The sequence below is a fragment of the Sphingobacterium sp. G1-14 genome, assembly GCF_002196555.1.
Lineage (GTDB): Bacteria > Bacteroidota > Bacteroidia > Sphingobacteriales > Sphingobacteriaceae > Sphingobacterium > Sphingobacterium siyangense.
The window spans coordinates 5,799,718-5,819,656 of the sequence record NZ_CP021381.1 but is presented as its reverse complement, the minus strand read 5'-3'; the positions used below and the strand labels follow the sequence as shown (position 1 = coordinate 5,819,656).

18 protein-coding genes are annotated in these 19,939 nt (G+C 38.5%); 6 read left to right on the top strand and 12 right to left on the bottom strand.

Annotated features, from left to right (window positions below; genetic code table 11):
- Nucleotides 1–12: 12 nt before the first annotated feature.
- Nucleotides 13–1,452, top strand: a complete 1,440-nt coding sequence (locus tag CBM24_RS25010; protein WP_088163142.1) for a hypothetical protein — start codon at nucleotides 13–15, stop codon at nucleotides 1,450–1,452.
- A gap of 93 nt (nucleotides 1,453–1,545) precedes the next feature.
- On the opposite strand, the gene CBM24_RS25005 is transcribed toward CBM24_RS25010, so the two are convergent.
- On the bottom strand, nucleotides 1,546–3,015 hold the full coding sequence (locus CBM24_RS25005; protein ID WP_075994392.1) for a glycine--tRNA ligase: 1,470 nt from the start codon (nucleotides 3,013–3,015) through the stop codon (nucleotides 1,546–1,548).
- Nucleotides 3,016–3,078: 63 nt separating this feature from the next.
- Nucleotides 3,079–3,540, bottom strand: a complete 462-nt coding sequence (bcp, locus tag CBM24_RS25000) for a thioredoxin-dependent thiol peroxidase (RefSeq protein WP_088163141.1) — start codon at nucleotides 3,538–3,540, stop codon at nucleotides 3,079–3,081.
- 227 nt (nucleotides 3,541–3,767) lie between these two features.
- Between bcp and CBM24_RS24995 the strand changes: the two genes are divergently transcribed.
- A complete protein-coding gene (locus tag CBM24_RS24995; RefSeq protein ID WP_157698586.1) occupies nucleotides 3,768–5,519 on the top strand; it encodes an SWIM zinc finger domain-containing protein in 1,752 nt (583 codons plus the stop codon).
- Between the two features lie 16 nt (nucleotides 5,520–5,535).
- Here the strand turns inward: CBM24_RS24995 and CBM24_RS24990 are convergent, their stop codons facing one another.
- The 8 genes from CBM24_RS24990 to CBM24_RS24955 form a co-directional block, all read right to left on the bottom strand.
- Nucleotides 5,536–9,009 (bottom strand): DEAD/DEAH box helicase family protein, encoded by a 3,474-nt coding sequence (locus CBM24_RS24990; protein ID WP_088163139.1) that lies wholly within the window; start codon nucleotides 9,007–9,009, stop codon nucleotides 5,536–5,538.
- A 61-nt stretch (nucleotides 9,010–9,070) separates the two neighbouring features.
- Nucleotides 9,071–10,024 carry a nucleotidyl transferase AbiEii/AbiGii toxin family protein gene (locus CBM24_RS24985; RefSeq protein ID WP_088163138.1) on the bottom strand — a complete coding sequence of 318 codons (954 nt, stop codon included), beginning with the start codon at nucleotides 10,022–10,024 and terminating at the stop codon, nucleotides 9,071–9,073.
- A 6-nt stretch (nucleotides 10,025–10,030) separates the two neighbouring features.
- Nucleotides 10,031–10,600 (bottom strand): hypothetical protein, encoded by a 570-nt coding sequence (locus CBM24_RS24980; protein ID WP_088163137.1) that lies wholly within the window; start codon nucleotides 10,598–10,600, stop codon nucleotides 10,031–10,033.
- Between the two features lie 30 nt (nucleotides 10,601–10,630).
- Complete coding sequence (locus CBM24_RS24975) at nucleotides 10,631–10,945, bottom strand: hypothetical protein (RefSeq protein WP_088163136.1); 315 nt, start codon at nucleotides 10,943–10,945, stop codon at nucleotides 10,631–10,633.
- A 97-nt stretch (nucleotides 10,946–11,042) separates the two neighbouring features.
- Nucleotides 11,043–12,176 carry a restriction endonuclease subunit S gene (locus CBM24_RS24970; RefSeq protein WP_088163135.1) on the bottom strand — a complete coding sequence of 378 codons (1,134 nt, stop codon included), beginning with the start codon at nucleotides 12,174–12,176 and terminating at the stop codon, nucleotides 11,043–11,045.
- Between the two features lies 1 nt (nucleotide 12,177).
- On the bottom strand, nucleotides 12,178–13,653 hold the full coding sequence (locus CBM24_RS24965) for a class I SAM-dependent DNA methyltransferase (RefSeq protein WP_088163134.1): 1,476 nt from the start codon (nucleotides 13,651–13,653) through the stop codon (nucleotides 12,178–12,180).
- Nucleotides 13,654–13,740: 87 nt separating this feature from the next.
- Nucleotides 13,741–14,439: a hypothetical protein gene (locus CBM24_RS24960; protein ID WP_088163133.1), complete on the bottom strand. Its 699-nt coding sequence runs from the start codon at nucleotides 14,437–14,439 to the stop codon at nucleotides 13,741–13,743.
- Nucleotides 14,440–14,556: 117 nt separating this feature from the next.
- A complete protein-coding gene (locus CBM24_RS24955) occupies nucleotides 14,557–15,564 on the bottom strand; it encodes a helix-turn-helix transcriptional regulator (RefSeq protein ID WP_088163132.1) in 1,008 nt (335 codons plus the stop codon).
- 200 nt (nucleotides 15,565–15,764) lie between these two features.
- Here CBM24_RS24955 and CBM24_RS24950 point away from each other — a divergent pair, with 200 nt between their 5' ends.
- Both CBM24_RS24950 and CBM24_RS24945 read left to right on the top strand, forming a co-directional pair.
- Nucleotides 15,765–16,142, top strand: coding sequence for a hypothetical protein (locus CBM24_RS24950; RefSeq protein WP_088163131.1), 378 nt, complete (start codon nucleotides 15,765–15,767; stop codon nucleotides 16,140–16,142).
- A 17-nt stretch (nucleotides 16,143–16,159) separates the two neighbouring features.
- Nucleotides 16,160–16,657 carry a hypothetical protein gene (locus tag CBM24_RS24945; RefSeq protein WP_088163130.1) on the top strand — a complete coding sequence of 166 codons (498 nt, stop codon included), beginning with the start codon at nucleotides 16,160–16,162 and terminating at the stop codon, nucleotides 16,655–16,657.
- A 109-nt stretch (nucleotides 16,658–16,766) separates the two neighbouring features.
- On the opposite strand, the gene CBM24_RS24940 is transcribed toward CBM24_RS24945, so the two are convergent.
- Nucleotides 16,767–17,228 (bottom strand): helix-turn-helix domain-containing protein, encoded by a 462-nt coding sequence (locus CBM24_RS24940; RefSeq protein WP_088163129.1) that lies wholly within the window; start codon nucleotides 17,226–17,228, stop codon nucleotides 16,767–16,769.
- A 668-nt stretch (nucleotides 17,229–17,896) separates the two neighbouring features.
- Here CBM24_RS24940 and CBM24_RS24935 point away from each other — a divergent pair.
- Nucleotides 17,897–18,145: a hypothetical protein gene (locus CBM24_RS24935; protein ID WP_088163128.1), complete on the top strand. Its 249-nt coding sequence runs from the start codon at nucleotides 17,897–17,899 to the stop codon at nucleotides 18,143–18,145.
- Between the two features lie 135 nt (nucleotides 18,146–18,280).
- Here the strand turns inward: CBM24_RS24935 and CBM24_RS24930 are convergent, their stop codons facing one another.
- Nucleotides 18,281–19,003 (bottom strand): 3-ketoacyl-ACP reductase, encoded by a 723-nt coding sequence (locus CBM24_RS24930; protein WP_088163127.1) that lies wholly within the window; start codon nucleotides 19,001–19,003, stop codon nucleotides 18,281–18,283.
- A gap of 97 nt (nucleotides 19,004–19,100) precedes the next feature.
- Here CBM24_RS24930 and CBM24_RS24925 point away from each other — a divergent pair, with 97 nt between their 5' ends.
- Nucleotides 19,101–19,805, top strand: coding sequence for an IclR family transcriptional regulator (locus CBM24_RS24925; RefSeq protein ID WP_088163126.1), 705 nt, complete (start codon nucleotides 19,101–19,103; stop codon nucleotides 19,803–19,805).
- Nucleotides 19,806–19,939 lie beyond the last annotated feature (134 nt).

The following is a 19,939-nucleotide window of genomic DNA, read 5'->3' as shown; positions in this document are numbered from 1 at the left end:
TCATTTATATTTATGAAAAGAAAATCCAAGTCAACTTGGGGAATTCTTTCATGTGTATTCATCCTGGTTTTAGCCGCAATGCCTTCGTGCAAAAAGCATGCAAAACTTCCCGATGAAAACGATGAAACAATTCATGCGGTAAAATTCAAAGTCAAGGATTTTGAAGCGATTGTTACTCCCCTAAAAAAACAATCAATCAAAGCAAAACGGGCTGCGCTAAGCGGAGCTGCTTCCGAAAACGAATTGCTGTACCACTGGACGTTTGATAGTAGCAACACTGTTCCTGAAGTCGCACTCGATGCCGCCGTTTCGATCGATTACAACAATGAAAAGACAGACTATGATTTCTTGGCTGGTTGGCCTGCAACGGGAAAAGCCGTTAGTTTTAAAGGGAGTAAAGAGATACTAGTCAAGATTCCTACTACAAGTATTCACTCGCTGGGTACTTGGACCTTTGATTGCAATAGTTCGAGTACAGGACCAAGGGCGCTGCTTTTGAGTTATTCGCTTGATAAGGGGAATAGTTTTTCCGCACTTTCAGACACAGTCAAGTATCCTTCTAATCTGTCTCTTTCATCTAAAGTTTCTGTAAGTGCTTCTTTGGCTGACATATCGCTTGGCAACAGTAAAGAGCTTTGGTTGAAAATCTCATTATTTGCGGGTAGCAGGGATGGAGGAGCGGGTTACAGTCCAACGACAGGTACCTTTAAGATGGACAACTTGATGATTTACGGACAAGTCAACCCGGCCGTTTTACCAAGCAAGTTTTACTATCATGTGTTCGATGCAAAATCGAAGGCCATGATCAAATCGGGCGTGCTTACTTCGCAGGAAACATTCGCTGTTGAATTGCCGATTGGAACTTATTACCTCAGTCTAATAGCTAAAAATTCAACATTACCGCTGATTATGGCAGAGGCTGTGGATTTTGAACATTTTTATGCTACGAATGCTTTTTCTGAACAATCTGCGGAGTTGTTTGCCGCTCGGGATACCTTTGAGGTTAAGGGGGCGTTAGAGCGGGTACTGAAGTTAAACCGGATCTACAGTGAGGTCAAGTTGACCTTTACAGACAGCGAAGATCTGAGCGCAATTGATAGTATTCAGGTAGAGCAACTTCATCCTGTATTTCATTATTATCCTTTTATGACGCGAAGTAGCGATCAGTTCGATAAAAGTGTGTTGACGGTTGTCCCACATTTTACGGTAGCTGATCAAAGTTTTTCGTTCAACCAATTTATGGGCTATTATCTCGATAACAAGGCTATTCGGTATCAGTTTCGAGTTTTCAAAGACGGCCAATTACTGCGTACATTTGAACTCGGGAGTGAAATCCGAAACAATGTTCAAATACAGTTTAAGGGCAAATTGCTGGAATCTGCCAACGGAAATCTGGGTTTTCAGGTCGTGAAGAACGAGCACTGGGACGACAATATTGTGATAGAATACTAGTCAAAGCTTTTAATACAGCATCTAGCCTCCCTACATCTATCAACACAAAAAAGGTGTCCAGCAGTGGACACCTTTTCTGTTATAGTGATTTGATTATATTAATTTTTTAAGCAGGGTGTTCCAACCAGCCAAGTCATTCAATATTTTTTCAAGATCGGCAATGGCAACACGCTCCTGTGCCATCGTATCACGGTGCCGGATGGTTACGGTGTTGTCTTCCAATGAATCGTAATCGACTGTGATACAGATTGGTGTTCCGATTGCGTCTTGACGACGGTAACGTTTTCCAATGGCATCTTTTTCGTCATATTGAACGTTGTAATCCAATTTTAACGTATTTAGGATCTCACGTGCTTTTTCTGGTAAACCATCTTTTTTGGTCAATGGTAAAATTGCAGCTTTTACCGGTGCCAATGCTGGTGGAAATTTCAATACAACACGAGAATCTTGTTTTTCTGCTGTAGAAAGATCTTCTGTTACCAAAGAGTTACATAATACAGTTAAGAAAAGGCGATCCAATCCAATTGAAGTTTCAATTACATATGGAATGTAGTTTTGATTGATTTCAGGATCAAAATATTGCATTTTCTTTTTAGAAAATTCCTGATGTTGTTTCAAGTCAAAATCTGTACGCGAGTGGATACCTTCAACTTCTTTGAATCCGAATGGGAAGTTGAATTCAATATCAACTGCAGCATTTGCGTAATGCGCTAATTTATCGTGGTCGTGGTAACGGTAGTTTGATGGATCGAAGCCCAATGCCAAGTGCCATTTCAAGCGTGTCTCTTTCCATTTGTTATACCATTCCAATTCAGTACCCGGGCGGCAGAAAAATTGCATTTCCATTTGCTCGAATTCACGCATACGCATGATAAACTGACGTGCAATTACTTCGTTACGGAAAGCTTTACCAATTTGTGCAATACCAAACGGAATTTTCATACGTCCTGTCTTTTGAACGTTCAGGAAGTTGACGAAAATACCTTGTGCAGTTTCAGGACGAAGGTAAACCTGATCAGCTCCATCTGCCATAGCACCCATTTGGGTTGCAAACATCAAATTAAATTGACGTACTTCAGTCCAGTTTTTGGTGCCTGAAACCGGACATACGATATTATGTTCTTCAATGATGGTTTTCAGTCCAGCTAAATCGTCTGCATTCAATGCGGTATTCAAAGCGTCTAATAGGGCAGCAGCTTCAGCTGTCTTACCATCTGCTTCATAACGTGCAATCTTATCTTCGATCAATTGATCGGCACGGTAACGTTTTTTTGAATCCTTATTGTCGATCATTGGGTCGTTAAAACCATCAACGTGACCAGATGCTTTCCATGTTGTTGGGTGCATGAAAATTGCGGCATCAATACCAACAATGTTTTCGTGCAATTGCACCATGGATTTCCACCAATAAGTCTTTAGGTTGTTTTTTAATTCCGAACCCAATTGACCATAATCGTAGACGGCACTTAATCCGTCATATATTTCGCTCGATTGAAATACAAAACCGTATTCCTTCGCGTGTGATACTACACTTTTGAAAAAGTCGTCTGTCTGTTTGCTCATAAGTGGCAAATATAGATATTAGTTTTAGATTTTAGATATAAGATTCTTGATAAGAGGTATTCTTTAAATGCCTAAATCACGGATCTGCTGGGACGCATTTTTGTTATCTACTTTTTTGATGATATGCTGGATAATGCCATCTGCATCAATCACAAAGGTTGTGCGTGCTGTACCCATATATTTTTTACCATACATGTTTTTCTCTACCCATACCCCATAAGCCTCCACGAGACTTTTGTCTTCATCGACAAGGAGCTGGAAAGGTAATTCGTGTTTAGTGATAAATTTTTTATGTGATGCTTCGTCATCCACACTTACGCCGATGATTTCATAACCGTCCTTTTTCAGGGACTGATAATTGTCTCTGAAATTGCAGGCCTCCGTGGTGCAGCCTGGTGTATTGTCTTTTGGATAAAAATATAAAATAACTTTTTTCCCTTTGAAATCCGAAAGATGTACCGTTTCACCATTTTGATTTTTTGCACTAAAATCCGGTGCTTGTTGTCCTATTTCTAGTGTTGCCATATGTATTTCGATTTAGTCGATTAAGATACGAAATTATAACAATAAATCTATCCGATGGTATGCTTAAGCATTTTGGTTAACGTGCCTGCTGCTACTCGTGAAGTCGACAACTTGGTTCTCGCCAAGTAATTTGATAAAAGATCTGTCGGCTGGTACAGTGAGGATAATTTTTAGAAAATCAATTGTTCTATCGACACATAAATTACTATTTTTAAAAAAACATGGAAATGGAACTATCATCTTTTGAAAAACAGATCAATAGTACGATTTTACAGCGAGGTAAAGTCTACTACCAAAAAGGACAGGTTGAATCTCTTGAAGAAACAGAAGATGGTGTCTGGAGTGCTGCGGTAACCGGCTCGGACGATTATTTTGTAGAGATTGGAATAAGCAAAAAGGGATTTGTAAATAATTATGAATGTGACTGTCCTTTCGATAGCGATTTGTGCAAACATGTGGTTGCTGTCTTGTATGCTATACGGGATGAAAAAGCGATTGCTCCTGAGGATGTACCTAAAACTACCAAGAAAAAAACAAAACTATCCTTTCAAAAACTACTGGACAATATCAGTAGCGACGAGCTGAAAGCATTTATTGTCCAGTACAGCAAAAAGAACAAGAGCTTTAAATCTGATTTTGAACTATTCTTTGCAGAAAAAGATGAAAACTTTGACATAGAAAAACAAATAAAGGATCAGATTAGAAAAGCGATCAAGACCTACAGCAAACACGAATTTATCGATTATGGTTCAAGCGGTAAGCTGGCTCGGGAATTAGAAAAAATTCTGATGCAAGGCCAATATTATCTGTCCCAAAAAAACTTCCTATACGGCAGTCTGTTATGCATGATATATATACAGGAAGTTATGCCCGTGATTACTTACGCTGACGATAGCAATGGATATTTAGGAGATGCTATCGATAGTGGTATATCCTTATTGACAGATATTGCGGTCCAGTCCCCAGTCGATTTGAAACAAAAGATTGCCACGTATTTAAATAAAGTGCTGCAACAGGATCTGTACTTTGACTACGGCAACTTCGGATATGACATGACGGATCTTTATGCGCAGCTATGTCTGGATTTAAGTAAAATCGACGATTTTATGAACTTTGCCGATGCGGCTATTTATAAGGCTCGTTTAGACCATTATGATTACCGAAGTAGCTTCTTTATACAAATTAAAGCCTCCATCCTTCAAAATGGAAACAGGATCGAAGAGGCACAGCAACTGATGGAACAACAAATCCATTTGCCAAAAGTGAGGAAGATTCAGGTCGAAAAAGCCATTGAAAATGGACGCTTCGAAGAGGCCAAGGAATTGCTGGCAGAAGGCATACGACTAGCGGAAGAAGCCCAGCATCCCGGTATAATAAGGGACTGGGAAGAAATCCTATTGCATATTGCCGTATTGGAAAATGACATTCAAATGGTGCGCTTTTTTACAGAAAAATTCGCTATTGGGTACTCTTTTAACAGCCATTACTACAACCAGTGGAAAAACACATATACTCCAAAAGAATGGAAAAGCATCATTAATAACAAAATCAACTCGATTCGTGCAAAAGCAACTGGAGAAAAAAGTTCCTATTGGAAAAATCAGGACTACTGGCTTTTAAACGAAATAGGTCCTATCTATATTGAAGAGAATATGTTCGACAAATTACTCGCAATTGTGCAACGACAGACCGATTTGGAAACCATACTAAACTATCATGATCATTTATATAAATTGTATCCTTCGCAGCTCATGAATTTGTATTCCCCGCTACTGGATCAACAAGCCGAGTCTGCAAATAAACGTAGCGCTTACCAAAGATTTATGGACATCGTATTCGCTATATTTAAAGATATACCTTCTGGCAGGGAAACACTTTTGGCCCAAATGCTTCACTGGAAAATGATCTACAGGCACCGTCCTGCGATGATGGAAGAATTAACGAACATAATGGACAAAATCAACGTTCAAGGCCGGTAGATGAATACATTGTCATCTAGGCCCCGATATCTGCATTTTGGTTAACTTGTTTGATTAAGCTCATGAGTTTGACAACATTGTTTTCGTCAAATAATCCGATAACCCCGCTGTCATCTAGCTCCGTAAAAGGAGGTTCCATGAGATCGGTGGTTTCTAGATAACCGTTGGTTACGAAATAACGTATTACAGTGTCCATAAACTTGATCTGCTTGGCCGAAAGGTTAGCTTCGCCAATAAAATTTGTGAAATGAGCCTGTATAGCCTCTTGATCCAAGCCGATGATGGACCGAATAAAAGTCCCTAGCGGCTGATCGCCAAATTCTTTTATAAACTCCTCTTTGGACCCTAGTGCCTCCGCGACGAGGTATTGTTCTAACTGCTGTAATTCGAAAGCATTGATCGGTTGATTTTTATACAACTTGTCGATCACAAGATGATGCTTATTCCTCTTGATAAAGGCGGTTACCCGATCCTTATAACTTTGTAGATTTTTAAAATTTGAGATAATATCATACCCGATAATTTCTTCCTTTAAAAGATTATCATCAAGCTTTGTATAAATAGGTTTAATATTATTTTCCTCTTTGAGCAAGTGTATAAGATCTCGAATTTCCTTTCGTAGATTTTCAACTTTTGATAATGATATTTCTTGCCAAAAATCTATGGAGGCCATCTCTCTTATGAAGACTTCTTTAGCCGCCACAGCAGGTACATTTCGCTTTTTTAACAGTCTCTTTCCTATATCCATAAAGTTCTGGATCAGGGCTGTCTGCCGCGGAGATTTATTGATCATTGCTGCTTGCAGTTTGTAGCTATTTAGATCGAAACGTTTAGCCATTTCATCTCTGTCTTCTGTGTAAGGGATGAGATGAGATAGCTCGGTTTCAATAGCAATGATGTCAGATTTATTGAGGTTTTCCCACTTGCTTCGATCCGCAAATTGATGCACTACAGCGAGATGCTTTCTGACCTCATAGCGAGCTGTATCCAACTGGGCTACTTTGGCATGTAATCCATCGATGTATTCCTTTGCTAAAGCTAAATCAAGGCTATTAGCTTCGGCATTCTCCTGAATAAGGTTAGCAACATGTAATTGTTCCAGAAACAACAGTTGACTTAAAGGTCTTTGGGTATTCGTTTGATAACCGTCTGGATTCTCCTGAAAGAACTCAAGGTTTCGGCAGTAGTCAAATAGTAGGAAGAATTTTTTATCCTCATGGGGTCCAAATAAATCACGACGTAAACGAGTACCCCTTCCTACCATTTGCCAAAACTTAGCGTATGATTTTATCGGTTTAAAAAATATGAGATTCAGTACGCTAGGTGCATCGACTCCTGTATCCATCATATCGACCGAAATAGCAATCTGAGGTTCTAGTTCTTCTTTGTCATAACAGAACTTTTCAAGTAAATCTTGCGCTTTGTCATTGTAATTGTCAATGACCCGGCAAAAGTTGCCTCCATATTCGGGATAGTTTTTGTTAAATCGATCTTCGATAAAAACAGCATGGCGATGGTTTCTGGCAAAAATTATCGTTTTGCCGACCTTATCGCCAGAAGCTACTTTTAACCCATTATTCATTAGGTGATCCAAAACAAGATCTACTGTAGGTTCATTAAATAAGAAAGAATTAATCTGAGACGCTCCAACTTCAAATTCCTGAAGGGCTTCATCAGATACCTCTGTCAATCCCAGCTTTTCCTCTAATTCGGCCTTATCCTCATCGCTTAAATCTTTGTACTTCACGCCATCCCGTACCATCTGTACGGGGACAGCATACGAGCGTGGCGGTACTAAAAAGCCGTCGTTTACTGCAGTATCTAATTCGTAGGCAAAAGTTGGTATATCATCCTCTAATTGAAAAAATGAATACGTATTTTTATCAAGATCTTTTTTGGGTGTAGCCGTTAACCCAATCAATAAACCATCAAAGTAATCGAAGATAGATTGGTACTTTTGATAAATGGAGCGGTGTGCTTCATCGATGAAAATAGCATCAAAGTGACCTACACCATAATCGCGACTTTCGCCTTCCATTTGGTTATTGATAAGGTTCATCATGGTTGGATAGGTCGAAAAGACAAGCCGCGTGTGACCTGTTTCTTTTTCCTTCGTCAGATCCACTGCCGACAAGTGAGGTAAATGCTCCTTAAAGGCATTTTTAGCCTGTGTGACCAACGCATTTCTATCTGCCAGGAAAAGTATACGTTTGGCCCAATTGGATTTAGTAAGCATATCCACAATGGCCGCAGCAGTACGTGTTTTACCTGAGCCCGTTGCCATCACCAATAAAGCGCGACGATTTTTTCCTCTCAGTTTATCATTCTTCACCGTTACAAAATGCTCCGAAAGTCGCTGTATGGCCTCTAACTGGTAATATCTCCCCGCGATGGCAGCATTTACTTCAAATTTCCGGATGTCCTTTCGCGATTCCCTTCTTTTGATCAATGTTTGTAACTCTGATTTGCTGTAGAAACCATAAATCTGTCGGGGCGGATAAAACTGATCATCCCATATATACGTTTCATACCCATTGGAGTAAAAAATAATAGGGCGCTGGCCGGTGCTTTTTTCCAAACAATCCGCATAAAGTGTGGCCTGATGTTGGCCCTTATGCACATCATGCAATGTGCTTTTAGCTTCAACAATCGCTAGTGGTTTGGCATCATCGTTCCAAAGGACATAGTCGATGTATCCTTTGCCCGAAGGATTCGTTGATAAAGGCATTCCACTTACTTCAAACTCCAGATCGCGGGGTTTTTTTAGGTTGTCCCATCCAGCTTCTCTCAGATAAAGATCGATGAGCAAGCGACGTGTCTCCAGCTCAGTTATGAGCATAGGCGGCGCTGGTAAAGCGGCGATAACTTGTTCTCGTTCTTCCTTTCTGTTGGCGAGTAGCGATTGTACTTCTTCCAACTGTTTGCGTAACACTTCATTCTGCAGTAAAGCCTTTTGTTTTTCTTTGTAGGCTTCATCTGCAAGCTTTTGTGCCTCTTGATAAGATTGATTTAGTTCTTTAACTTTCTTGGCGTTGATATCATCGACCAGACCACGAGGGATTAGATTCTCATCGAATTGTGCTTCTCCCGGAAATCTTTTGGCGTATAATTTTGCTATCCAATGTAAAAAGTTGTACATGCATTTGAGTGCATGTAAGGCCTCTGTATCTTTAATTGTTTTTACGGTATTCCCTTTTCCTGCGTGCGAAGCGATATTGCCTAATAAACGAACAGTATTCAATTCTTCACGCACAGAGGACCTTATGTTTTCACGGAATGAGTCCGTATGCAGCAGACTATTGATCGATTTGTCAAATGGCATTTCAAAATCCGGGTCATTTTCGTAAAGCCAAAAAAGCGACCTTTCTAAGGTAGAGCGGCATAACATTGCCGCAAAACGCGGTGCTGTAAAAGTATGCTGTTCAGCCTGTGTGATTTCTTGGTAAATAAGAGGAAACTCTTCTGCTAAAAAGTCAAAATTTGATGCCATCAACGAGATACTTGGTTTTTCTTTAAAGATAAATAAAATATATTTAGGAGTAAAGAGGAAGTTATAATCGAGGTAGCTGCTTGTGAATATCAGACAACATCAATTCAAATTCTGGTTGACCATTGTAATAAAGGGCCTCAGAACTATGATAAAGTTGAGCCAACTTAGCTCTAATCTCCATATCTTCTAGCAGAAAAGCTTGATTTTTTGCTAGCGGGATTTCGTAATCTGCTTTTGGGAATCTGTGTTCTTTATGGCTATAATACGCTTTGGTGCCAATGAATTCGTTTACTTCTTTTTGTTGTAATAGGTGAAATATGTCGTAGTACTGGCGCATAAAATTGATCTGATCGTTGCCGGATTCGATCATATTTCGATATTTAGTTGCTATGGTTTGAAGTTTCTCTATAAAGGTATACCCCATATGATAGCAGGGGACATTTAACGCCTTATTATTGAGAATTGGTACCTTTAAATCTTGAGCTTTTTCCAAAGCCCAAGAAGATACATCTATTGGCATATTGGGATTTATAGTGTCAAATCCCACTTCTAGCAATATTCCTTCTTTGATACCTGGTACTGATTGAAAGTGCGATGGATATATTAGTCTTATGCCACCACTACGGTAGTGTTTTTCATCGTCAAAATTAGTATCTCTGACTACTTCTGCTATTCCATCTATATCGATAGTTTGCGCTAATGAATCAAAAAACGTTAGCCTTTTTTTACTATTGTTAATATTGGTATTTTTAGGGTTTTCATTTATATTTAACTCCTTTGGTGGTTGAATATGAATGTCTATGTCTTCAGAAAATCGGTGTATAATTTTATAGGCCTTCGATAAAGATGTCCCTCCTTTGAGCTCAAATTGTAGCCCCAGTTTTTGGAGACCATATAGACTCTGCATGATCCAGTAATCTTTTTCAGCTAAATATGGGTCAATACTTTTTTCTTCTGCAATAATGGATAGCAGATCTTTAAAATCTGAATGATGGTGTAAATAGTTAACCTCCATATATCTTTAGATAACTTCTTGTATTAGCTTTTTGGTAGCTATTGTACCGTATTTATTCGCATTACGATTCAATTCTTTAGCATTGAAGTTTTTGAGCTTAGTACGTAGAGCTGAAGTTATAACCTGTTTGTCTTCCGCTAATGTATCTAAATTATTAAGTAAGTCAACAACCACATACTCTTGAGTTAGTTTCTTAGGGAATTTGGGTTTTCGCCTAAATTGGTAAACTCTGTTACCCAATTTTATGTCCTCATGTCTTTTGTGATTGTATATACGTTTTATATTATACAACTGCGTGCTACCAAGCCCTAACGCATTGTAGTAGTTGGGCGAAGTTATTAGATAATCGTCACCTTTAAGAAATACTTTTATCAGTTGCTCTTCATCTGGTGGAGCTATACCGAAAGCAGTCATTTTGGGGGCATAGTAAAGCCCCTGAGCCAGCTTTTGTAGTGAGCCATCAGCAATGGATTCAGCAAGATGTCTATCGACAGCTGTTGAAAACTTAGCCAGTTCCTCCCGCCTATAAACTTTGCCTACCCGTAGTTTTTTCTTAAAATTATCTAATGATGACATATTACAAATGTATGAAATATTATTAAAAATTCATGCAAAGTATTTCATGAATTTTGTTACCTCTATTAGATAGTGTTTGTAAATCGAGGATTTAATTTCATTCAGTTCTTTTAGATAATCTTCTTTTCCAAAGATTGAAATTCTCCGATAGTCAATTAACCAATCTTTATCTGAAAAATTATCCCAATCACGAATGTGTATAGCTTCCAAATTTAGATAATCGCCTCCTTTCTTTAACTGTGCTTCATCTTCTCTAAATAGTTGTTCTAATTTTTTAACGGTGAATTTATAGGTTTCTATTTGAGCCAGTAGCTTGTCTAAGTAATCTTTGTAGTTTTTTTCCATTTCTTAGGCTTTAAATAATTGTTTGCTAGAGATTATGTCGCTACGCTCGCAATGACCTGTTTTGTACCGTCATTGCGAGGAGGAACGACTCAATTAGCTACGAGACCAACTCACCCTTGAATGCTTTCTGCAATAAGGATTGAAAAAGTTCCTCGGATTTCTGTGCATTGGTTTGCGCTTTGAGCTGGTTGATCAACTCTATTTTTTTAGCGAAGGCTTCTTGGAGGTGGAGAGGGGGATTAATTATTTCATAATTTTTAATCAAACCAGCATTAAGGTTAGGTTGATTTCCTCCTCTGCCTAAACTCCTCAAGTCTTCATAATTTAGCTTTAATAATTCGAATAAATAAGCATAATTCATTTTTTTTGAGGGAGATATAACAGCGCAAGCTTGATTCGTTGCGGCATCAATACCAAGAATACCGATCTGCCCTCTTGTCTTCCCCTGTCCATACATTGCAATAATTATCGACCCTTTAGGGTAAATTCTACAACTGGAAGACTTTAAAGCTTCTTCGGATATTTTTTCGTCTGTCTCTAAGATCGTTGTACCCCTAACTTCACCAGTTTTTACCCAGGGAATATTGCCAACATAAAAACTATCATTTGATCTGCTAGGGGTACTACCGGAAGAAACATTTGATAGGTCAGCTATCTTTATCACCTCCCAACCTTTCTCATTTCTAACCGGATCGCCGAACATATCGATAAAAATAGCTTGCGCAAGTTCGTCGTATTTGGTTTGTAGGTCTTTGTCTTTGCGACGTAATTCATCCGCCTTGTCCAAGATCGTAGCTATTTTTTCTTGAATAGGTAACGGGGGGAGCGGGACTAAGGTATTATCAAAATTTCCTTTCGTAATATGTTTCATGGTAGCACCATGTACTTGAGATTTTAAGTCATCTAAAACATATTGAATAAGGTATATAAAAAAAGACTTATTAATTTCTTTTTTATTAAAAACTACTTTAAAAATATGTTGATTTAACCAACCATCAGACTTATTCCAAGTGTACACTCCAAGCGTAGCAGACCATGAAATCAGTATATCACCTTTGGTTATTTTGTACTTACTATCAAGTTGTCCTTTATAATAATTAGTTTCTGATGATGATTTTGTTAAATTTTGAATCCTAATTATTTCATGTCCCTCACTGGACCAATCAGAGGGCTTAAATGCGTAACCATTAATAAATGTTGCTAGTTCCCCTAACTTAACTTTCTCCCACATATTACAACAGCCCTTTCAATTCGTTTAACAATACCTGTCTCTCCCGATCAATCTCCGCTATCTGCTCAAAGATTACCGCTGGCTTTTCATAGCTCACGTCTTCATACACGACCTCTTTATAGCGGTTGATACTCAAATCATACCCATTATCGCGGATTTCCTGCGCTGGCACGAAGAATGACTGATTCGTACGTGTACGATCTTGTTCGTTAGCTTGGTTATGGTATCGTGTGATAATATCTGGGATATCATTGGTCGCAATAGCATTGCGCTTGTCATCCAAGCTATAACCATCGGCTTTCATATCGTAATACCAAACCTTGTCAGTACCGCCCGAATTGGTTTTGGTGAAGATCAGAATTGCGGTACTTACCCCTGCATAAGGTTTAAATACCCCTGAAGGCATGGAGATTACAGCTTGCAATTGTTGGTTGTCCACCAATTCTTTGCGAATGGCTTTGTGCGCAGTGGATGATCCAAACAAAACGCCATCAGGAACGATCACAGCAGCACGCCCCCCAAGGGTCATCATGCGTAGCATCAGACTCAAGAAAAGAATCTCGGTTTTCTTCGTATTTGTCATTTGGAGCAAGGAGCTCTCAACATCATTTGCATTCAGCGCGCCCTTAAATGGCGGATTGGCTAAGATAAGGGAATATTGTGAACTGATACCATTGCGCTCAGCTAAGGCAGAACCTGAAAAAAGTACGGGGTTCTCAATGCCGTGCAACTGCAAATTCATCGAAGCTATGCGCAACATGGAGGGATCGATTTCCATTCCATTGAACATATTGCCGTAATAGTGCTCACGGAAGGTTTTATCGAGCAGCCAATCTTCATGCGTTTCTTGGATGTACTCAGCAGCGTTCACCAAGAAACCTGCAGTACCCATTGCTGGATCACAGATGGTATCGTCTTGTTGGGGTTGCATCAGCTCCACCATCATGCGGATGATATGCCGCGGTGTCCGGAACTGCCCATTGGTACCTGCCTCGGCAATTTTACTTAGCATATACTCGTATAGATCACCTTTCGTATCTCTGTTACTCAACGGTAATTTGTCGATCTGTTGTACTACGCTATCTAACAGACTTGGACTCTCTATCATGAAAGTTGCGCCTTTCATGTACTGCGAAAATTTACCTCCTGCGGTACCAAGCGTACGCATAAAGTCAAATGCCGTCAGGTTCTCTAGATCTGTTTGTGGTATGCGAAAGATATCCATCATGCGCTCAGGATCTAAGTCTTTAAAATAAGACCAACGTAGTGGCTTCTGCTCTTCAGTGTAGATATCTGCTTTTTTTGAGCTTCCCAATAATTGTTTTTCTTTGTCAATCGTAATCTGCCTATCATCCAATTGTTTTAAGAAAATCAGATAGGTAAATTGTTCAATAACGGTCAAGGGGTTAGAAATTCCTCCTGTCCAGAAGTCATTCCATATTTTATCTATTTGGGATTTTATTTCTCCGGTAATCATCAGTATTGGGGTAATTTGTTTTTTTTGCTCTGTAAAGGTAAAGATTTGTTTTTGTTCTTTATTTCCTAAAAGTTTGTATGCGGCCTTTTAAGACTGAATTTTATATTCTGATTCTAAAAGTGATTGCGAATCCAATAAAATAGATATATCAGTAATATCTCCAATAAAAACAGAATTGTCTTCAATAAGATTCACTGCTATTCGGAATTCATTTTGGTATTCAAATGTCTTTTGCTTTTGAAAGATTTCATATTTGCCAGCAAACATTGGGCAATTGTCATAATATGAGACATGATCCATATCATAATTTGATTCTATTTTTCCAATCAATCTTTCTAAGAACTCCAATGGCTTGGTGATTATTAAAGCACTTTCACCAAATTTCAGCATTTTGCTGTCAATTTTATACGTATCGTCAATCACATTTGGAATAGCATATAAACAGTAGAGATGGCTGTATTTATTCTGAAAGAGATTTAACTTCATTTCAGGGATATTTATTGTAATATCCTTTTGATCCTTGCTTTTGAATCGTATAGAACCCGACCCCGAAAATCTTCTTTCCAACCCCTCTAGAGGATCTCTTCTATAAAAATCCGTTTGGTCTAAGTCAATATCTTCTTTATTTAAAAAACTATTTAACATTCGCTGGAATTCTTCTTTCTCTTGCGTTCTGTACCCTTCGAATGTGCCAAAATAGACCTGTCCCAATTGTTGTAATTTAACCAAATCTTCTTTTCTTCCTATCTTTATTAGAATTGGAGGAACCTTAATTGTTTTGTTCATACTGCTTTTTATTAATGATATAAAACTAATAAGAAACTATGCAGTAGATGTGCATAGATGTTGTCTGGCTTAGCAGGCTATCCAATAAGGTTTGATATTGAGCGATATGGTTTCATCCTAATAATATTGCTTCACGCTTTCTTCGAGCTTTTCACGAATTATCGCTCTTACCTCTGTCGGCTCCAAAACCTCCACAGCAGGACCAAAACCTAGTACCTGAGCATAAAACTCATAATTAGGAATAATCTCCAGTTGCAAGATGATATATTCCGAGCCGCGTTCGATAACAGTCTGTGAAGGATGTAAAGGCTTCGATTCAATATATGGCCATAGCGACTTATTCACTTTGATTTTGACAAACTGACAAGCGCCGCCAATAGGTTTACTAACGCCTATTATATCTTCGAAGTACGCTTCATGCGTGTCCTTCTGAAGACTAAATGCGATACCTTCGGCTGACTCAAACGTAATCATACGATCCAGCGCTAGACTGGTCCAAGTATCAAAGCCGTCCCGCTGGCCAAAGAGAAACCATCGCTTATTATATTGTTTCAGAAAATATGGATGTATTAAAAAATCTTCTTCTTTATCTTGATTGAACGATTTGTACCGTACGGTCAATACTTGTTTTTGCTGTATGAATTTTAGCAAATCTCCCAAAAGATGGAGATTTTTAAGGTATTCATTTTGGTCAAAAAAGATGCATTCGTCCAGATCCTCCAATTGAAAACTCTTTTTGAGTTTCAACGCCAGTTCTTGGACAAAATCAAATTGGGGCAAACCTTTAAATCTTCCTAACATATCCAGCGTCATTTTTAGTAAATCAGCTTCCACGGGGTTGATTTGTTGCATGCCGATCGAATATCCTCCGTCGGCATAACGGTAGTAGGTCTTTTTCCCATCTTTAAAAGATGCTATGGGGGCTCGGAAACCTGTCTCACTACGCATAAAATCGATGTCTTTCAATATTTGTCTGCGAGAGATAGAGGAGTTCCTGCCAGTATAGTCCATTAAAGCTGCTGAGACATATTCGATAAGGTCATCGATAAAAAATTTCCGGCCTTTGTTGGAAAAACACCTGTCCAAGGCTTCGTAACGTATAATTGCATGTTTGTTGGTGGCCATCACTAATTTATTGGTCTATAACAAAGATAAGGCTTTTCTATGCATTGTATGTGCATAGAAGATCGTAAACCAGTGAACATACAGTGCACACGACCTTATTTACTTTGTAGCAAGTTTATTCATTCAATAATTACATTTCCTACGGTAACCCGTAATGTTGAGTGAAATGAACTGGATATGTTTGCCAAAATTATTTAACTATGTATAAATTACTACTTTCAGGATTATTGATCTTATCGCTGAGCGCTTGCCAAAGTTATAAATATGGCAGTGAGGGCCCCACAGAAAAGAGCAACCTGACCATGGGGGTGGTCAAAAGCCGAATCATCAAAGGTGAAACAACACAAGACGAAATCCTCAAACTATTTGGATCGCCAAATCTTGTTTCCAAAAATAAATCAAACCGTGAAGTCTGGAGCTACAACAAGATGTCAGTCGAACAAAAAGCGGGATCAACAGATTTTTTTGCTGGTCAACGTGCGAGCCAAAGCAGCAGCAGTAGATCTTTTGATCTCATCATTACGTTTGATGAAAAAGATATTGTTGTAGATTATTCCGTTATATCTACCGCATTTTAACCTTAAAACACACAAAAATGAAAAAAATTATTACGTTATTATGTATTGCCATCCTATTTGGCTCATGTGCTACAAAAATGGTTACCAAATCACCTAGTGAAGTAAAGATGATGACCACAAAGCAATTGGAATCTAATCAAGAACTCGTATTCAAGTCAGTAATCAGTCTACTACATTCCGAAAGCTATATCATTGATCGCGCCGATAAAGAAACAGGATTGATCAACGCCAGCAAAAGAATTGAAAATAAAAATGCTGCTTCCCAGCGTTTTTGGACGGGTGTATCCAAAGATGCCAATACTTCCAAAGCGATGTTTTATATAGAACCGATAAATGATGAAGTAACGGAAGTCAAGATTACCATGTACGAAGGGTCTGAGTCTAGCCGCAACGGTTACTGGGGTCAGGTGAATAAAGATACAAAAGAACAAATGATCTATGAGCCGCAGGTCTACCAAACCTGGTTCCAAAGCCTACAAGCCGAAATCGAACGTCGCAAAGCATTGGGTAGATAAATTGTCGTTAACAATATTATTCACTTAGATTTATAAATGAATAGTCATAAAAAAGGGATGTTCATTCTTGCAGAACATCCCTTTTTTATAATTTTTATACGACGGAGTACTATTTTCCTTCCTTCAATTTTTTTACTTCATTGGTAAGGTCCAACACCGCCTGGCTCAATGCTGCAATGGATTGTGTCTTCGCTCGATCCTCCTCAATAAATTTTTCAAGCAATGCGACCAGCTTATCTGATCCATCATTGTTAAATGTTGGTTGGGAATGTTGACTAGAGTTGGTTGAGTGATCGTTAAATGTATGTGAATGCTGTATATTATAAATTACATTCTCATCCTTAAAAGATTGAACAAATTCAGCTGTTACCCCCAATGCAGTAGCCAGCTCTTCTAAAAGCGGCTCATCGAGTGCGACCATATTTTCAAAGTCCGAAATCCGTTGCTGCGAGTACTTGTTGCGGCAAAGCTGACCGAAAGCCTCCTGCTTAATTCCCTGAATCTCACGGATGCGTTTAATATTGTGACCGATATGCATGGTTTCGTTTTTTTCTTTAAAAATAGTATTCATAATCTAGCAAAATTAGAGGGTGGTTTTTTACCGGTAAATCGGTGGAATACCACACCCTAAAATAATAAGTAATGCAATAACTTTGCCTTTAAAGTTACGAATTATTATTGTAACGAACAGCAACCGCTGAATGCTCTTTGACCTATTGGTATTGAAAGAAATTTTATAAGATCAATAAAAATTAAAAATAATGAGGCTGCTTGATAAGGCTTCTTGTCCTAATATACACAACTGAGGCCGTTCCTTGTTAATAAGGAAACTTTATAACGTATGCATAAAGTGGCTGTCTTACGTGTGCTACATATAAGAATAGCTGACCGTTTGTGACACCGCAGGTTGAAAGTGATTTCAAGTACAAAATCTATATTATGCACAACTAGTTTCTCACGCGCTCAACAGTACTAAAAGTATATACGATAGGTGGGCATGCTCTTGATAGAAACTTACACAATTGGCGTTCGCTTACTCGTTTTCCGTAGCATATCAATAATTCGTATACACAAAGGTTGGCGCTCGCTTTAAATCTGTTTAATAAGAAATATATCAATACCAATTTTGTCAATGTGCTATTCAGCTTTAATATACCTATTATAAGATCAAGGTTTTCCAAAAAATCCGTCAGAGCCGGTCGAGATCTGTAAAAGTGATAAACCAATTAAACATGGATTATGGAAAAAGGAACTTTGACACAAGAAGACGAGGAACTCATGGGGCAATACGGCGAATACAGACAGATTAAAAAGGGAGCTTTGCTCCACAGAGAGGGAATGGTAGCAAACTATGCATCAACTCGAAGACTCACCCCAGAAACACTACGAAGATTTTGTATCAAATTATCCCAATATCTACAGTCGCATTCCGCTTTATATGATCGCTTTTTACCTAGGTATTTCAAGAAAAACACTGACAAGGGTTAGGGGCGGGAAATAATTAGTCACTTTATCACCATCTACACTCCTGATAAAAAGGTTTATCAAAATAATGATGATAAAAAAGGCTAAATTAACCGTAGTTCAGTTAGCCTCTTCTTACAACGTTGACAATAAAAAACCTTATGGATTGGTAGACCACAAACTGAATTCTTTTACAAAAGCACGTTTTGGCAATTTCAGATGGTGTACGACTAGGGTCGCCAAATCTTCCGGCTGTAATACTTTTTCTTCGTTTCCATCGGTGAAGTTGGCGTTCACCGTCATATCTGTGGCAATGGTACTCGGGTTGATGGTCGATACACGAATGTTGGACTTGCGGCCTTCTTGCATCACACTCTCGGTAAGATTGATCACCGCTGCTTTTGATGCTCCGTAGGCACTCATTTTTGCAGAACCTTTCAAACCTGAGGTAGATGCTATGTTAATGATATCACCACCATTGTTTTTGACCATTTCCGGGAATACCTCGTGGATCATATAATACGTTCCAAATACATTTATTTTGAAAGCTTGCTCCCATTGCTCAACTGGCAATTCGTTGATACCTCCTACAGCCAAAACTCCGGCACTATTAATAAGAATATCAATAGTTTCAAAAGTTTCCAAAATACTTTTTACCGTGTCTTGCACACCTGTATAATCTGAGACATCCAAGGCATAAGTTTGCACTTTTACATCGCTGTTAATGGCACTGATTTCAGCAGCTACCCGTAACAAATCTTTTTCTGTACGACCTGCCAGAGCTATATTGACCCCTTCTTTTGCCAATTCCAAAGCCATCGCTTTACCTAACCCTTTACCAGCACCTGTGATAAGGGCATTCTTATTTTTTAAATCTTGCATATTTCTATTTTATATATCGCAAAATTCTGTTTTTATTTTATTATAAACGACTATTGAGTATTAAAATGTAAATTTGTTCCGTAATAATGAACAAAACATGATACAGTCGCTCGAGAAGCTATTTCTCATTATGGATTATATGGTACAAAACGGTAATCGGGTGCGTATACAAGATATTGCATCAGGTTTGGATATGAAAAAATCTACGGTACATAATTTTGTTAAAACCTTGGTGCAGATGGGCTATGCAGATCAAGAGGAACTTTCTACCCGATATTACCTCACAGGCAAAATGCATCACCTCATCCCAACGGAATATTCTACCGCTACACTGAAGACAGACTATCGTCCTATCGTAGAAAAAATAACCGAACTCACCGGTGAAACCGCTTATCTAACCATACAGCTAGGATCCTATATGCGGCACGAACTAAAAAGCGATCCCAAACGCTCTGTACGTATAAGTCTAGAAGTAGGTAAAGAAATGGATGTAATGAATTCGGCTTTGGGTAATGTTTTTATGGCACATTCACCGAGTTTGACCAAACAATTAATGTTTAATCTCATCGAGCCAGAACAAATCAAATTGCAAAAGCAACTCGATAATGTAATAGAAAAAGGCTATGCTGAAGATTATGAACGTTTGGAAAAAGAGATGAATTGCGTAGCGGTACCAATTTATAGTAATAATAAATTATTGGCAGCAATTGGTATTTCAGGCCCATCGTATCGTTTTGGAACTAAAGAAATGCAACAGGGAATACAGATCATTCAATCATTATTAAAGAATAAGGTATCTTAATCTACACGATAATCGTTCTATAGCGTGTAGATGGAATGCATCATGCTTATTGTACTGTGACAATTAAAAATGTAACATTGAACAACGTAAAACGACTGCTTTTGGTATTCTGACATATCAAGATACGCTACTGT

Excerpts from the sequence above, each read along its gene's own strand:
- CBM24_RS24930 (WP_088163127.1), bottom strand. The coding sequence starts at position 19,003 with ATGCAAGATTTAAAAAATAAGAATGCCCTTATCACAGGTGCTGGTAAA.
- CBM24_RS24990 (WP_088163139.1), bottom strand. The coding sequence starts at position 9,009 with ATGGCATCAAATTTTGACTTTTTAGCAGAAGAGTTTCCTCTTATTTAC.
- CBM24_RS24965 (WP_088163134.1), bottom strand. The coding sequence starts at position 13,653 with ATGATTACCGGAGAAATAAAATCCCAAATAGATAAAATATGGAATGAC.
- CBM24_RS24980 (WP_088163137.1), bottom strand. The coding sequence starts at position 10,600 with ATGTCATCATTAGATAATTTTAAGAAAAAACTACGGGTAGGCAAAGTT.
- CBM24_RS24995 (WP_157698586.1), top strand. The coding sequence starts at position 3,768 with ATGGAACTATCATCTTTTGAAAAACAGATCAATAGTACGATTTTACAG.
- CBM24_RS25010 (WP_088163142.1), top strand. The coding sequence starts at position 13 with ATGAAAAGAAAATCCAAGTCAACTTGGGGAATTCTTTCATGTGTATTC.
- CBM24_RS24945 (WP_088163130.1), top strand. The coding sequence starts at position 16,160 with ATGAAAAAAATTATTACGTTATTATGTATTGCCATCCTATTTGGCTCA.
- CBM24_RS24960 (WP_088163133.1), bottom strand. The coding sequence starts at position 14,439 with ATGAACAAAACAATTAAGGTTCCTCCAATTCTAATAAAGATAGGAAGA.
- CBM24_RS24940 (WP_088163129.1), bottom strand. The coding sequence starts at position 17,228 with ATGAATACTATTTTTAAAGAAAAAAACGAAACCATGCATATCGGTCAC.
- CBM24_RS24955 (WP_088163132.1), bottom strand. The coding sequence starts at position 15,564 with ATGGCCACCAACAAACATGCAATTATACGTTACGAAGCCTTGGACAGG.
- bcp (WP_088163141.1), bottom strand. The coding sequence starts at position 3,540 with ATGGCAACACTAGAAATAGGACAACAAGCACCGGATTTTAGTGCAAAA.
- CBM24_RS24950 (WP_088163131.1), top strand. The coding sequence starts at position 15,765 with ATGTATAAATTACTACTTTCAGGATTATTGATCTTATCGCTGAGCGCT.
- CBM24_RS24925 (WP_088163126.1), top strand. The coding sequence starts at position 19,101 with ATGATACAGTCGCTCGAGAAGCTATTTCTCATTATGGATTATATGGTA.
- CBM24_RS24975 (WP_088163136.1), bottom strand. The coding sequence starts at position 10,945 with ATGGAAAAAAACTACAAAGATTACTTAGACAAGCTACTGGCTCAAATA.
- CBM24_RS24935 (WP_088163128.1), top strand. The coding sequence starts at position 17,897 with ATGGAAAAAGGAACTTTGACACAAGAAGACGAGGAACTCATGGGGCAA.
- CBM24_RS24985 (WP_088163138.1), bottom strand. The coding sequence starts at position 10,024 with ATGGAGGTTAACTATTTACACCATCATTCAGATTTTAAAGATCTGCTA.
- CBM24_RS25005 (WP_075994392.1), bottom strand. The coding sequence starts at position 3,015 with ATGAGCAAACAGACAGACGACTTTTTCAAAAGTGTAGTATCACACGCG.
- CBM24_RS24970 (WP_088163135.1), bottom strand. The coding sequence starts at position 12,176 with ATGTGGGAGAAAGTTAAGTTAGGGGAACTAGCAACATTTATTAATGGT.